The organism is Dickeya sp. Secpp 1600, assembly GCF_003049805.1.
In the GTDB taxonomy this organism is placed as follows: Bacteria; Pseudomonadota; Gammaproteobacteria; order Enterobacterales; family Enterobacteriaceae; genus Dickeya; species Dickeya fangzhongdai.
Genome location: NZ_CP023484.1, coordinates 3,779,392 through 3,792,344, shown reverse-complemented (window position 1 = coordinate 3,792,344; position 12,953 = coordinate 3,779,392). Strand labels below are relative to the sequence as shown.

Below are 12,953 nucleotides of genomic sequence, written 5' to 3'. Positions count from 1 at the left end.
GGCGGCCGGGCGCTGGCCCGGCATTCATCATCAGGGATGCAGGATGGTGGGATGCGCCTTTTCCGCTCGCTGCGGATAATCAAGCGTATAGTGCAACCCGCGGCTCTCTTTGCGCGCCAGCGCGCAGCGTACAATCAATTCCGCCACCTGAACCAGATTGCGTAACTCCAGCAGATTGTTGGAGAGGCGGAAGTGGGCATAATACTCGCTGATTTCCTGCTGTAGCAGCGTGATACGTCGCTGCGCGCGTTCCAGTCTTTTCGTCGTGCGCACGATGCCGACGTAATCCCACATCAATAACCGCAGTTCGTGCCAGTTGTGCTGAATCACGACTCTTTCGTCCGAGTTTTCCACCTGGCTTTCGTCCCAGTTGGGCAGCGACTCGACCAGTGTTTTCTCCGGCAAATGCTGCAGAATATCCCCGGCGGCAGACCAGCCATACACCAGACACTCCAGCAGCGAGTTGGACGCCATGCGGTTGGCGCCATGCAGGCCGGTATAACTGACTTCGCCAATCGCGTACAAACCGTCCAGGTCGGTGCGTCCCTGTTGGTCAACCACCACGCCGCCGCAGGTGTAGTGCGCGGCGGGGACGATGGGAATCGGCTCGCGGGTCAGATCAAGGCCCAGCGACAGCAGTTTTTCATGGATAGTAGGGAAATGCTGCGTAATGAAATCCGCCGGTTTGTGGCTGATGTCCAGATACATGCAATCCGCGCCCAGTCGTTTCATTTCGTGGTCTATCGCCCGGGCGACAATATCCCGCGGCGCCAGCTCCGCCCGTTTATCAAAGGCTGGCATAAAGCGGCTGCCGTCCGGGCGCGTCAGCCAGGCGCCTTCGCCGCGCAGCGCTTCGGTCAGCAAAAAATTGCGGGCCTGCGGATGGTACAGACAGGTGGGGTGAAACTGGTTGAATTCCATGTTCGCCACCCGGCAACCAGCGCGCCAGGCCATAGCGATGCCGTCGCCGGAAGAAATATCGGGGTTGGTGGTGTACTGGTAGACCTTGGACGCGCCGCCGGTGGCGAGCACGACGGCTTTGGCGCGGCACGATTCGACATGCTCTTTTTCCCTGTTCCACAGGTAAGCACCTACCACCCGTTTGTGGCCGGGCAGGCCGAGCTTGCTGGAGGTGATCAAATCCACTGCATTACAACGTTCCAGCAATACGATATTGGGATGCTGTCTCACCTGGCTGACCAGGGTGGTTTCCACCGCTTTGCCGGTGGCGTCCGCAGCATGCAGGATACGGCGATGGCTGTGACCGCCCTCGCGCGTCAGATGATAGCGCGCTTCGCCGTGCGGTGCGGTTTCGGTATCGAACCGAACGCCCTGATCGATTAGCCATTGCACGCAATGACGGGCGTTACGGGCAATAAACGATACCGCTTCCCGGTCGCACAAGCCGTCGCCGGCAATCAGAGTATCGTCGATGTGGGCGTCGACGCTGTCGGTTTCATCGAACACAGCGGCGATCCCGCCTTGTGCATAAAAGGTGGCGCTTTCGCTTAGCGGCCCTTTGCTGAGCACCATCACGCGGGCATGAGGCGCCAGACGCAGCGCCAGTGATAACCCGGCGGCGCCGCTGCCGATGATCAGCACATCACAATGGTAGTCTTTGAGAGGCGACATAATAGTCTTGTTTAATTTATAAAACTGTATTTTTGAATTTAGCACGGAATTTATCTTAAATGCAGTTTTTTGTTTTATAAATTAAACAAGACTGATGCAAAATAGCAGAACGGGGTGCCAGCAGCAGGCTTTTGACGTATGATTTTTGCGGCTGTACGGGGCAGCAATGAGAATAAAACCCCGGAGGGCGGCACGGCGGTATGCGACGGGGATCCGGCAGGATGCAAAAAATGCTTCATGCAACGGAACTTTATGACGTAAAAAGACTCCAACCCGGTGCTTGCTCGATTGCAGATATATGGCTGGCAGTACGTGGCTTAGGCGTGGCGACACGGTTTTGGGGAGACATGATCTCGGATGAGCGAGCAGTTAGCGGATCAGGTGCTGGTTGAGCGGGTCCAGAAAGGCGACAGAAAGGCGTTTAACTTACTGGTCGTCCGTTATCAGCATAAAGTGGCGAGCCTGGTATCGCGTTACGTTCCCGCTGGGGACGTGCCCGATGTGGTGCAGGAGTCGTTTATCAAAGCCTATCGCGCGCTGGAATCGTTTCGTGGCGAGAGCGCCTTTTATACCTGGCTGTATCGTATTGCCGTCAACACGGCGAAGAATTATCTGGTGGCTCAGGGGCGGCGTCCGCCGTCCAGCGATGTGGACGCCAACGACGCGGAAAATTACGAAAATGCCAGCGCGTTGAAAGAAATATCGAACCCTGAGAACTTAATGTTGTCTGAGGAATTACGACGGATCGTTTTCCATACTATCGAGTCATTGCCTGAGGATTTGCGTCTGGCAATTACGCTGCGTGAACTGGATGGGCTGAGCTATGAGGAAATTGCCGCCATCATGGATTGCCCGGTCGGCACTGTCCGCTCGCGTATATTCCGCGCACGGGAAGCGATTGATAATAAAGTGCAACCGCTTATTCAGCGTTAGCTTGTTCTTAACGTTACTCATGACGGGTTTGACAAGGTAAGGTGAAGTTATGCAGAAAGAAAAACTTTCCGCTTTAATGGATGGTGAGGCAGTGGACAATGCACTGCTGGGCGCCTTGTCGAAAGACGACAAGTTGCAGCAAAGCTGGCAGCGCTACCATCTGGTGCGTGACACTCTGCGGGGCGATGTCAGCGAAACGCTGATGAATATTGATATCGCCGCTCGGGTAGCCGCCGCCCTCGAACAGGAACCGGTGCAGTTCAACCCGCAGGCGGTGCCGGAATCCCAGCCTCATCCCCGCACCTGGCAGGCGTTGCCGTTCTGGCACAAGGTTCGTCCTCTGGCCAGCCATCTGACGCAGATTGGTATGGCGGCTTGTGTTTCGCTGGCGGTGATTGTCGGTGTGCAGCATTACCAGCAAAGCAATGTGATGAGCGACAGTGTGGCGGATACGGCGCCGGCGCTCAGCACATTGCCTGTGATGGGCGGTTCAGCTTCTCCGGTCAGCCTGAGCGTGCCGGCTGAGAACAGCGTAGCGCATACCGGGCAGCGTCAGATGCAGGCGCAGCATGAGCGCATCAATGCGCTGTTGCAGGATTATGAACTGCAACGCCGCGTGCATTCCGATCAGCTCCAACTGCAACAGCAGGGGAGTCAACAGCAAGCCGCCGTACAGGTGCCTGGTACTCAGTCATTAGGAATTCAGCCGCAGTAATGAAGCGTTCCTGGTTTGCCGCATGCATATTGTTAGGCAGCCTGTCTTATTCCTCCCTCGCCCCGGCAAGTGATTCCGGGGCGTTGTTGCAGCAGATGAGCAGCGCCAGCCGATCACTGAACTACGAGATTTACTACATCAGCGTTTCCCGGCAGGGCATTGAGTCATTACGCTACCGTCATTCGGTGCAAAATGGCGAGACGCTGGCCGAGCTGATCCATCTGGACGGGCCGAAGCGTGAAGTGATTCAGCGCGGCAGCGACATCAGCTATTTCGAAGCGGATGCCGAACCGTTTACCCTGTCGGGCGACCATATTGTCGACTCGCTGCCGGCCCTGATTTTTGCCAATGTGGAACGGTTGTCCGCTTATTACGATTTTATTCCTACCGGCCGTATTCGTCTGGCGGACAGCCAGGGCGATGTGGTGAGAATCGTCTCCCGGGACGGCACCCGTTTCAGTTATATCGTCTGCCTTGATGCCGAGTCGCGTTTGCCGTTGCGGGTTGATCTGCTTGATCAGAATGGCGATCTGCTTGAACAGTACCGGGCGATTTCCGTAACGGTGGATAAAAATGTGCGGCTTGCCATGAAGCCGATGGATAAGATCAGCCAGCCGCCGCTGCTCAGCATTCCCACCACTGCGACCGCGAATTTCAACTGGGTGACGGAGTGGCTGCCGGTTGGCGTAGAAGAAGTGTCACGCAGTCAGCGGCCGCTGCCGGGGGTTACCGGTCCGGCGGAATCGCGTCTTTACAGCGATGGATTGTTCAGTTTTTCCGTCAATATCAGCCCGGTTGGGGAGAATCATCCTGACCAGAATGCATCGCTGGGCCGTAAAACTATCCATACCGAAGTGCGGGATAACCGGGAAATCACCGTGATTGGCGAACTGCCGCTGGCGACAGCCAAACGCATCGCGGATAACGTGATCTTCAAGGCGCAGCCATGATCAAAGAGTGGGCCACGGTGGTTTCATGGCAGGCCGGTATCGCTGTGTTGCATTGTGAACAGCGCTCCGGTTGCCAGAGCTGTCAGTCTCGCTCGTCCTGCGGCACCGGCGTGTTGAACCAGATTGGCGCAGCGGCAACGCATCAACTGACCGTCCCGTATTCGCAGCCGCTACTTCCTGGTCAACGGGTGGAAATCGGCCTGGCGGAATCAAGCCTGCTGCGTTCGGCGATGCTGGTTTATCTGTTGCCATTGCTGGGGCTGATGCTGGGCGCCGCCTTGATGCAATACTGGCTGGGCAGCGAACCGGCGACCGTGGCGGGGGCATTTGCCGGCGTGGCGGTGAGTTTCGCTGCTGTAAAGCGTTTATCGGCGAAAATCGGCAATAATCAGCGTTATCAGCCGGTGATTCTGCAGGTTTCTTTGCCCGAAAATCTGTTGCGTACCGATATGACGCCGGGGCGTTGAAACGCAGGCGGCTTGCTGGCTGGCTGGCCTGCCCGCCTCCCGATTTTTCGCTTTTAATGACTTTTTACCTCTGCTTTCATCTTCTCATTCGCAACCTTGCCATAATCAAGGAATTGATTCGGTGCGCCATGACTAGGTTTTCCACCGTCTGGCATGTAGAATGCTGCGATTCAGGTATATGACAGTGGCTATGGCTGTCATCACATTGCGCGTGCCGTTCGGCAAGAATTTCAGAAATACCAAGGTAGAAAAACTTTTATAATGAAGCATATACGAAATTTTTCCATTATTGCTCACATCGACCACGGTAAGTCGACGCTCTCTGACCGCATCATTCAAATTTGTGGTGGCTTGTCCGAACGTGAAATGGAGGCGCAAGTGCTGGACTCCATGGATCTGGAGCGCGAGCGCGGTATTACCATCAAGGCTCAGAGCGTGACGCTGGATTACAAAGCCTCTGACGGCGAAACCTATCAACTGAACTTTATCGATACCCCGGGCCACGTTGACTTTTCCTATGAAGTTTCCCGCTCGCTGGCCGCTTGTGAAGGGGCGCTGCTGGTGGTGGACGCCGGTCAAGGGGTTGAGGCGCAGACGCTGGCCAACTGCTATACCGCGCTCGAAATGGATCTGGAAGTGGTGCCGGTGTTGAACAAGATTGACCTGCCGGCCGCGGATCCGGATCGCGTCAGCCAGGAAATCGAAGATATCGTGGGTATCGATGCCACCGACGCGGTGCGCTGTTCCGCCAAGACCGGCGTAGGCGTGCCGGATGTGCTGGAGCGTCTGGTGCGCGAGATCCCGCCGCCGGAAGGCGATCCTGACGCGCCGTTGCAGGCGTTGATCATCGATTCCTGGTTCGACAACTATCTGGGCGTGGTGTCGCTGATCCGTATCAAGAACGGTACGCTGCGCAAAGGCGATAAGGTCAAGGTAATGAGCACCGGTCAGGTGTATAACGCCGAGCGTCTCGGGATTTTCACGCCCAAGCAGGTGGACCGCGACGCGCTGCAATGCGGCGAAGTAGGCTGGCTGGTGTGCGCCATCAAAGACATTCTGGGCGCGCCGGTGGGCGATACCCTGACGCTGGCGCGTAAACCGGCTGAAAAGCCGCTGCCGGGCTTTAAAAAGGTTAAACCGCAGGTGTACGCCGGTCTGTTCCCGATCAGTTCCGACGACTATGAAGCCTTCCGTGATGCGCTGGGCAAACTCAGCCTGAACGATGCGTCGCTGTTTTACGAACCGGAAAGCTCCACTGCGCTGGGCTTCGGTTTCCGCTGCGGTTTCCTTGGTCTGCTGCACATGGAGATCATTCAGGAGCGTCTGGAGCGTGAATACGATCTCGACCTGATCACAACCGCGCCGACGGTGGTGTACGAGGTGAAAACTACCGGCAACGACGTGATCTATGTCGACAGCCCGTCCAAACTGCCGCCGGTCAATAATATCGAAGAACTGCGCGAGCCGATTGCCGAGTGTCACATGCTGCTGCCGCAGGAGTATCTGGGCAACGTGATCACGCTGTGCGTGGAAAAACGCGGTGTGCAGACCAACATGGTCTATCACGGCAATCAGGTGGCGCTGACTTATGAAATTCCGATGGCGGAAGTCGTGCTCGACTTCTTCGATCGCCTCAAGTCCACTTCTCGTGGTTATGCTTCGCTGGATTACGGCTTCAAACGTTTCCAGGCATCGGACATGGTGCGTGTGGACGTGCTGATCAACAGCGAACGCGTGGATGCGCTGGCGCTGATCACCCACCGTGATAATTCGATGTATCGCGGCCGTGAGCTGGTGGAAAAAATGAAAGACCTGATCCCGCGTCAGCAGTTCGACATCGCGATTCAGGCGGCGATCGGCAACCATATTATTGCCCGCTCCACCGTAAAACAGCTGCGCAAGAACGTTCTGGCGAAGTGTTACGGCGGTGACGTCAGCCGTAAGAAAAAACTGTTGCAGAAACAGAAGGAAGGGAAGAAACGCATGAAGCAGGTAGGGAACGTCGAGCTGCCGCAGGAAGCGTTTTTGGCCATTCTGCATGTTGGAAAAGAAAGCAAATAAACCCTGAGGAGTTGGCATGGCCAATATGTTTGCCCTGATTTTGGCATTGGCGACGCTGGTGACCGGCATTGTCTGGTGTCTGGAACGGTTCAAATGGGCGCCGGCGCGTCGCGCCAAGATTTCCGCTCTGAGCCAGCAGGTTAATGGGGCTGTCGACGAGAAAACGCTGGCTAACAGCATCAAACAGCCGGGCTGGATCGAGACGTTTGCCTCGGTTTTCCCGGTGCTGGCGCTGGTGTTTGTGGTGCGTTCATTTATTTTCGAGCCGTTTCAGATCCCTTCCGGTTCGATGATGCCGACGCTGTTGATCGGGGATTTCATTCTGGTCGAAAAATTTGCTTACGGCATCAAGGATCCGATAACCCAGACCACCTTGATTGAAACCGGGCACCCGAAACGCGGTGATATCGCGGTATTCAAATACCCTGAAAATCCGCGTCTGGATTACATCAAGCGTGTCGTAGGCCTGCCGGGAGATCGCGTCAGTTACGACCCGATCGCCAAGCAGGTCACCATTCAGCCGGGGTGCGGCGACAAGCCGAGCTGCGGCAGCGCCTTGCCGGTGACTTACAGTAATGTGGAACCCAGTGATTTCGTGCAGACGTTCAGCGGAACCGGGCGCGAAATGACCAGCGGTTTCTACCAGATTCCGGTTGGTCAGAAGAGTGAAGGCATTCGCATGGCGGTTCGCAAGGAAACGCTGGGCGAGGTCACTCACAATATCCTTACCGTGCCGGGCGCTCAGGATCAGCTTGGGCTTTATTACCAACAGATGCGCCAGCCGCTGGGGTCCTGGGTGGTGCCGGCCGGCCACTACTTCATGATGGGCGATAACCGTGATAACAGCGCGGACAGCCGTTATTGGGGATTTGTGCCGGAGCGGAATCTGGTGGGTAAGGCGACAGCTATCTGGATGAGTTTTGAAAAACAAGAAGGTGAATGGCCTACCGGTGTACGTTTAAGCCGTATCGGTGGAATTCATTAATTGAATGTAAATAAACTCGCAGCATATTTGCGACTTCCGTTGTAGAATATTTCTGAATAATAAATGCTGGCTCCCGGGCGGGAGCCACTGCAAACGAAACAGTTTTGACTTTTTAGTGGCAAGACAGGGCTGTTCCGTATGCTGTTGTTTAAAAAGGCATTATAGATCTATTGGTAACACATGAACCCCATCCTGATAAATCGTTTACAAAAAAAGCTGGGCTATACTTTCCAACAATATGACCTTTTATTGCAGGCGCTGACTCACCGTAGCGCCAGCAGTAAACATAACGAACGGCTGGAGTTCCTGGGGGATTCTATCCTGAGTTTCGTTATCGCCAATGCGCTGTACCACCGGTTTCCGCGTGTTGACGAAGGCGATATGAGCCGAATGCGCGCTACGCTGGTGCGCGGCAATACGCTGGCGGAGATTGCCCGAGAGTTTGAACTGGGCGAATGCCTGCGTCTTGGTCCCGGCGAATTGAAAAGCGGCGGTTTCCGCCGTGAGTCGATTCTGGCGGATACCGTGGAAGCGTTGATTGGCGGGGTGTTTCTGGACAGCAATATCCAGACCGTCGAGCGGCTGATTCTGCAGTGGTACCAGACTCGTCTGGATGAGATTAGCCCAGGCGACAAGCAAAAAGATCCGAAAACCCGCCTGCAGGAATTCCTGCAGGGACGCCACCTGCCGTTGCCTACCTATCTGGTCGTGCAGGTGCGTGGCGAGGCGCACGATCAGGAATTTACCATTCATTGCCAGGTCAGCGGGTTTAGCGAGCCGGTAGTGGGTACCGGGTCAAGTCGTCGTAAAGCTGAACAGGCTGCGGCGGAACAGGCCCTGAAAAAGCTGGAGCTTGAATGAGCGAAGAACAGACCTATTGCGGCTTTGTCGCGATTGTTGGCCGGCCGAACGTCGGTAAATCCACCTTGCTGAACCAGTTGCTGGGGCAGAAGGTGTCCATTACCTCTCGTAAGCCGCAGACGACGCGTCACCGTATTATGGGTATCCATACCGAGGGGCCGTATCAGGCTATCTATGTGGATACGCCCGGGTTGCACATTGAAGAAAAGCGCGCCATCAACCGCCTGATGAACCGTGCGGCCAGCAGTTCGATCGGCGATGTGGAGTTGATCATCTTTGTGGTGGAAGGTACCCACTGGACAGACGATGACGAAATGGTGGTGAACAAGCTGCGCGACCAAAAAACGCCGGTGTTGTTGGCCATCAACAAAGTGGATAACGTGGCGGATAAAACCAAATTGCTGCCGCATATCCAGATGTTGAGCGAAAAGATGAATTTCCTCGATGTGGTGCCGATCTCCGCGGAGAAGGGGACCAATGTCGATACCGTCGCCGCAATTGTGCGCAAACATCTGCCGCAGGCCATTCACCATTTCCCGGAAGACTATATTACCGACCGCTCACAGCGTTTCATGGCGTCGGAAATTATCCGCGAAAAGCTGATGCGCTTTCTGGGCGAAGAGTTGCCGTATTCGGTTACGGTGGAAATCGAGCGTTTCGTTGCCAATGAGCGCGGCGGTTACGACATCAACGGCCTGATTCTGGTGGAGCGTGAAGGCCAGAAGAAGATGGTGATCGGCAACAAAGGCGCCAAGATTAAAACCATCGGCATCGAAGCGCGTCAGGACATGGAACAGATGTTTGAGGCCAAAGTTCATCTGGAACTGTGGGTGAAGGTTAAATCCGGCTGGGCAGACGATGAACGTGCGCTGCGTAGCCTGGGTTATATCGACGATCTGTAAGGTGTGCGCCGATGGAAGGCTGGCAGCGCGCGTTTGTCTTGCATGGGCGACCTTACAGCGAAACCAGCCTGTTGCTGGATCTGTTTTCTGAAAATGAAGGCCGCGTGCGGGTGCTGGCGAAAGGCGCCCGGGCGCGGCGTTCCAGTCTCAAGGGCGCTCTCCAGCCTTTTACGCCGCTGCTGGTGCGGTGGGGCGGGCGCGGCGAAGTCAAAACCCTGCGCAATGCCGAACCGGTTTCTCTGGCGTTACCGCTGAGCGGCCCGTTGTTATACAGCGGCTTGTACGTGAACGAGTTGCTGACCCGGGTGCTGGAACTGGAAACCGATTATTCCGCTCTGTTTTTCGATTATCTTCATTGCTTGCAACAGTTGGCTGCCGCCAGCGGCTCGCCTGAGCCAGCCTTGCGCCGCTTCGAACTGGCGTTGCTGGAGCACCTCGGTTACGGCGTGGATTTCCTGCATTGTGCCGGCAGCGGCGAACCGGTTGCCGATACCATGACCTACCGTTACCGGGCGGAAAAAGGCTTCATTGCCAGTCTGGTTGTGGATAACGTCAGTTTCACCGGGCGCGAGCTGCAGGCGTTGGCGTCAAGAGAGTTTCCCGATATCGACACCCTGCGCGCCGCCAAACGTTTTACCCGCATGGCGCTGAAACCCTATCTTGGCGGCAAGCCACTGAAAAGCCGTGAGTTATTTCGGCAATTTATGCCAAAACCCTATAAGACGGCGCCGGGCGGCAAGATCTAGTACCGTCAGGGTATCGTCATGCGCAGCCGGGGTGTACACTGCGGCGGTCATTTATTGTTGAAGGATGGATCATGGCTGAGTTGTTGTTGGGCGTAAATATTGACCATATCGCCACCCTGCGTAATGCTCGTGGCACGGCGTATCCCGATCCGGTACAGGCGGCATTTGTGGCGGAACAGGCGGGAGCGGACGGTATCACCGTACACTTGCGTGAAGATCGACGCCATATTACCGATCGCGATGTGCGCCTGCTGCGCCAGACCATCCAGACCCGCATGAATCTGGAGATGGCGGTAACGGATGAAATGCTGGCGATAGCCTGCGAACTGAAACCGCACTTTTGTTGCCTGGTGCCGGAAAAACGGCAGGAAGTGACGACGGAAGGCGGACTCGACGTGGCCGGTCAGCTCGACCGTATTACCGCGGCGGTGACGCAATTGCGCCAGGCCGGTATTCAGGTGTCGCTGTTTATCGACGCCGACCACGCCCAGATCGACGCGGCGGTAGCCAGCGGCGCTCCTTATATTGAAATCCATACCGGCGCCTATGCCGACGCGGAAAACGATGCGGCCCGGCAGCAGGAATTTGAGCGTATCCGTGAAGCGGCGGCCTATGCTGCGGGCCGGGGCATTAAGGTTAACGCCGGTCATGGTCTGACCTATCATAACGTCCAGCCGATTGCGGCGCTGCCGGAAATGCACGAACTGAACATTGGTCACGCCATTATCGGACGTGCGGTGATGAGCGGTCTGTCGTCGGCGGTGGCGGAAATGAAAACCCTGATGCGGGAAGCCCGTCGCTGATGGCGATTCTGGGTCTCGGCACGGATATCGTCGAAATCGCCCGTATTGAAGCGATCACCGGTCGTTCCGGTGATCGTCTCGCCCGCCGCGTGCTCAGTGAACAGGAGTGGTTGCAGTATCAGGCTCACTCGCAGCCGGTCCGGTTTCTGGCCAAGCGTTTTGCGGTCAAAGAGGCCGCCGCCAAGGCATTTGGCACCGGCATTCGAGATGGTCTGGCGTTTGCGCAGTTCGAAGTCGCGAATGATCCGCTGGGTAAACCGTGCCTACGGTTTCTGGCGCGCGCCGCAGAACTGGCCGAGGAAATGGGTGTTCGGCACGTGCATGTTTCGCTGGCGGATGAGCGCCACTACGCCTGCGCTACCGTGATTATTGAAAATTAAAATTGAGCGGCATCGGCCTGGTCGATATTACAATGATCGGCAATTACAACCGATCGGCATGGTGCAGCAGGACAAATTTTTCCCACAGTTGATCGTGGTTTTCCAGGTGGTTAGTGTCTTTGAGAATGGTGTTGTCTATCGGGCAGACCTTCTGACAGGTTGGCGTATCATAGTGCCCGACGCACTCGGTACAGCGTAACGGGTCAATTTCATAGATCTCATCCCCCATCGATATCGCCTGATTGGGGCATTCCGGCTCACACATATCGCAGTTAATGCATTTCGCGGTAATCAGCAGCGCCATGTTTTCTTTCCTTTCATAAATCAGCCGCCGATTATACTCTTCTGCGAGCCGGTTACACAGCCTGGTTACGGCATAAACGGTGCAGGCGGAGAAGGGCTAAAAAAAACAGCCTATTCGTTTGATTGAGAGACTATACGACGAAGACATTAATCACTATTATGCGATCGTAATGCATAATTTCTCATAGCTTTTTGATATAAAAAAACAAATATTCCCATGCAATGTATCCGTCATATTCGCTTTGTACTGTAGCTCGCATTACAGTTGGCCCGGATAAAGATTGTCGGGGCAAGGTCGATAAACTCATGTATGCATGTGGTATACTTTTATTCGTAAGCATATCCTTCAATGGCGGAACATATAGTGCAGCAAAATAGTCACTTTAATCAGCCCGGCTCTGAAGCCTCCATCACCGTGGAGGCACAGTTTGCAGACGCTGATTACTGGCACAGCTGCCACAGGCGGTACAGATTCCAGCCCATTTACCGTACTTCCGGTCGTCTAATGGGAATTGAATTGCTGACAGCCGTTTTTCACCCGTCCATGCCGCAAAAACTTTTATCTCCTGAACACTACTTTGCCCGCCTCAATGTCGAAGAACGCTTAAATATCGTTATTGAACAACTACAACTGCTGAGCCAATGGCATGAACGCTTTGTTCGGGACGCGCTGCGCGCATCCGTCAATATTGATGGGCTGACGCTGCTGGCGTTGCAGGGAAACCGCAAAGCCAAGAAACTGCTGACGACCATGCCCTGGTTGCGTTTTGAACTGGTTGAAAGCCTGGCGGTTCTACCTCACGACACACTGGCGACACTGCCCGAAGCGGGGCGGCTCTGGCTGGATGATTTTGGCTGCGGCGTGGCGAATTTCTCCTCGCTGTCGCCGGCAAGGTACGACTGTATCAAGATCGCCCGCGAGCTTTTCATTATGCTGCTTAAGAGCAAAGAGGGGCGGCAGCTGTTTCCGTCACTGGTCACTCTGATTGCCACTTACTGTAATGATGTCGTCATTGAAGGGGTTGAAACTGAAGAAGAGTGGGAAATCGTCAGACAATCTAATGCCTCGGCAGCCCAGGGGTATTTCTTGTCCCGACCTCAACCGTTTGAAAATTTGGAAGATCTTCGGTCAGAGTTGTAATCATCCCTTCGCTTATGCCCGCTTTGTTGCCTTTACCCGGGTATGTCATGTATTCAGACTCCCTGGAAACCTGC

At 55.3% G+C, this 12,953-nt stretch carries 14 protein-coding genes; 12 read left to right on the top strand and 2 right to left on the bottom strand.

Annotated elements, in window-relative coordinates:
- Positions 1 to 30: 30 nt before the first annotated feature.
- A complete protein-coding gene (gene nadB, locus CPA59_RS16815; RefSeq protein ID WP_049854677.1) occupies positions 31 to 1,632 on the bottom strand; it encodes an L-aspartate oxidase in 1,602 nt (533 codons plus the stop codon).
- Positions 1,633 to 1,989: 357 nt separating this feature from the next.
- Here nadB and rpoE point away from each other — a divergent pair, with 357 nt between their 5' ends.
- From rpoE to acpS, 11 genes are all read left to right on the top strand, one after another.
- Positions 1,990 to 2,565 (top strand): RNA polymerase sigma factor RpoE, encoded by a 576-nt coding sequence (gene rpoE, locus CPA59_RS16810; protein WP_022634480.1) that lies wholly within the window; start codon positions 1,990 to 1,992, stop codon positions 2,563 to 2,565.
- A gap of 49 nt (positions 2,566 to 2,614) precedes the next feature.
- Entirely contained in the window at positions 2,615 to 3,280 is a 666-nt protein-coding gene (gene rseA / locus CPA59_RS16805; RefSeq protein ID WP_049854665.1) for an anti-sigma-E factor RseA, read from the top strand.
- Positions 3,280 to 4,230 (top strand): sigma-E factor regulatory protein RseB, encoded by a 951-nt coding sequence (rseB, locus tag CPA59_RS16800; RefSeq protein WP_107760159.1) that lies wholly within the window; start codon positions 3,280 to 3,282, stop codon positions 4,228 to 4,230. The genes rseA and rseB overlap by 1 nt, the downstream gene beginning before the upstream one ends.
- The gene (gene rseC, locus CPA59_RS16795; protein ID WP_107760157.1) at positions 4,227 to 4,697 is read left to right on the top strand and encodes a SoxR-reducing system protein RseC; all 471 of its coding nucleotides are present in this window, start codon (positions 4,227 to 4,229) and stop codon (positions 4,695 to 4,697) included. Before rseB ends, rseC begins: the two co-directional genes overlap by 4 nt.
- A 261-nt stretch (positions 4,698 to 4,958) precedes the next feature.
- Positions 4,959 to 6,758: a translation elongation factor 4 gene (lepA, locus tag CPA59_RS16790; protein ID WP_042860728.1), complete on the top strand. Its 1,800-nt coding sequence runs from the start codon at positions 4,959 to 4,961 to the stop codon at positions 6,756 to 6,758.
- A 16-nt stretch (positions 6,759 to 6,774) separates the two neighbouring features.
- The gene (gene lepB / locus CPA59_RS16785; RefSeq protein ID WP_038919888.1) at positions 6,775 to 7,743 is read left to right on the top strand and encodes a signal peptidase I; all 969 of its coding nucleotides are present in this window, start codon (positions 6,775 to 6,777) and stop codon (positions 7,741 to 7,743) included.
- Positions 7,744 to 7,923: 180 nt separating this feature from the next.
- Positions 7,924 to 8,604: a ribonuclease III gene (gene rnc, locus CPA59_RS16780; RefSeq protein ID WP_013319008.1), complete on the top strand. Its 681-nt coding sequence runs from the start codon at positions 7,924 to 7,926 to the stop codon at positions 8,602 to 8,604.
- A complete protein-coding gene (gene era, locus CPA59_RS16775; RefSeq protein ID WP_038666713.1) occupies positions 8,601 to 9,506 on the top strand; it encodes a GTPase Era in 906 nt (301 codons plus the stop codon). The genes rnc and era overlap by 4 nt, the downstream gene beginning before the upstream one ends.
- An 11-nt stretch (positions 9,507 to 9,517) precedes the next feature.
- Positions 9,518 to 10,252 (top strand): DNA repair protein RecO, encoded by a 735-nt coding sequence (gene recO / locus CPA59_RS16770; RefSeq protein ID WP_107760155.1) that lies wholly within the window; start codon positions 9,518 to 9,520, stop codon positions 10,250 to 10,252.
- Positions 10,253 to 10,323: 71 nt separating this feature from the next.
- Positions 10,324 to 11,055 (top strand): pyridoxine 5'-phosphate synthase, encoded by a 732-nt coding sequence (pdxJ, locus tag CPA59_RS16765; protein WP_038919886.1) that lies wholly within the window; start codon positions 10,324 to 10,326, stop codon positions 11,053 to 11,055.
- Positions 11,055 to 11,435 carry a holo-ACP synthase gene (acpS, locus tag CPA59_RS16760; RefSeq protein WP_038919885.1) on the top strand — a complete coding sequence of 127 codons (381 nt, stop codon included), beginning with the start codon at positions 11,055 to 11,057 and terminating at the stop codon, positions 11,433 to 11,435. Before pdxJ ends, acpS begins: the two co-directional genes overlap by 1 nt.
- A gap of 43 nt (positions 11,436 to 11,478) precedes the next feature.
- Here acpS and CPA59_RS16755 read toward each other — a convergent pair whose 3' ends face one another.
- Positions 11,479 to 11,739: a YfhL family 4Fe-4S dicluster ferredoxin gene (locus tag CPA59_RS16755; protein WP_107760153.1), complete on the bottom strand. Its 261-nt coding sequence runs from the start codon at positions 11,737 to 11,739 to the stop codon at positions 11,479 to 11,481.
- Between the two features lie 348 nt (positions 11,740 to 12,087).
- Here CPA59_RS16755 and pdeH point away from each other — a divergent pair, with 348 nt between their 5' ends.
- Entirely contained in the window at positions 12,088 to 12,879 is a 792-nt protein-coding gene (pdeH, locus tag CPA59_RS16750) for a cyclic-guanylate-specific phosphodiesterase (protein WP_107760151.1), read from the top strand.
- The last annotated feature ends 74 nt before the right edge of the window (positions 12,880 to 12,953 follow it).

Coding starts and splice junctions, on each gene's coding strand:
- acpS (WP_038919885.1), top strand. CDS start 11,055: ATGGCGATTCTGGGTCTCGGCACGGATATCGTCGAAATCGCCCGTATT.
- nadB (WP_049854677.1), bottom strand. CDS start 1,632: ATGTCGCCTCTCAAAGACTACCATTGTGATGTGCTGATCATCGGCAGC.
- rseB (WP_107760159.1), top strand. CDS start 3,280: ATGAAGCGTTCCTGGTTTGCCGCATGCATATTGTTAGGCAGCCTGTCT.
- pdxJ (WP_038919886.1), top strand. CDS start 10,324: ATGGCTGAGTTGTTGTTGGGCGTAAATATTGACCATATCGCCACCCTG.
- rseC (WP_107760157.1), top strand. CDS start 4,227: ATGATCAAAGAGTGGGCCACGGTGGTTTCATGGCAGGCCGGTATCGCT.
- rpoE (WP_022634480.1), top strand. CDS start 1,990: ATGAGCGAGCAGTTAGCGGATCAGGTGCTGGTTGAGCGGGTCCAGAAA.
- CPA59_RS16755 (WP_107760153.1), bottom strand. CDS start 11,739: ATGGCGCTGCTGATTACCGCGAAATGCATTAACTGCGATATGTGTGAG.
- era (WP_038666713.1), top strand. CDS start 8,601: ATGAGCGAAGAACAGACCTATTGCGGCTTTGTCGCGATTGTTGGCCGG.
- lepA (WP_042860728.1), top strand. CDS start 4,959: ATGAAGCATATACGAAATTTTTCCATTATTGCTCACATCGACCACGGT.
- lepB (WP_038919888.1), top strand. CDS start 6,775: ATGGCCAATATGTTTGCCCTGATTTTGGCATTGGCGACGCTGGTGACC.
- recO (WP_107760155.1), top strand. CDS start 9,518: ATGGAAGGCTGGCAGCGCGCGTTTGTCTTGCATGGGCGACCTTACAGC.
- pdeH (WP_107760151.1), top strand. CDS start 12,088: ATGGCGGAACATATAGTGCAGCAAAATAGTCACTTTAATCAGCCCGGC.
- rseA (WP_049854665.1), top strand. CDS start 2,615: ATGCAGAAAGAAAAACTTTCCGCTTTAATGGATGGTGAGGCAGTGGAC.
- rnc (WP_013319008.1), top strand. CDS start 7,924: ATGAACCCCATCCTGATAAATCGTTTACAAAAAAAGCTGGGCTATACT.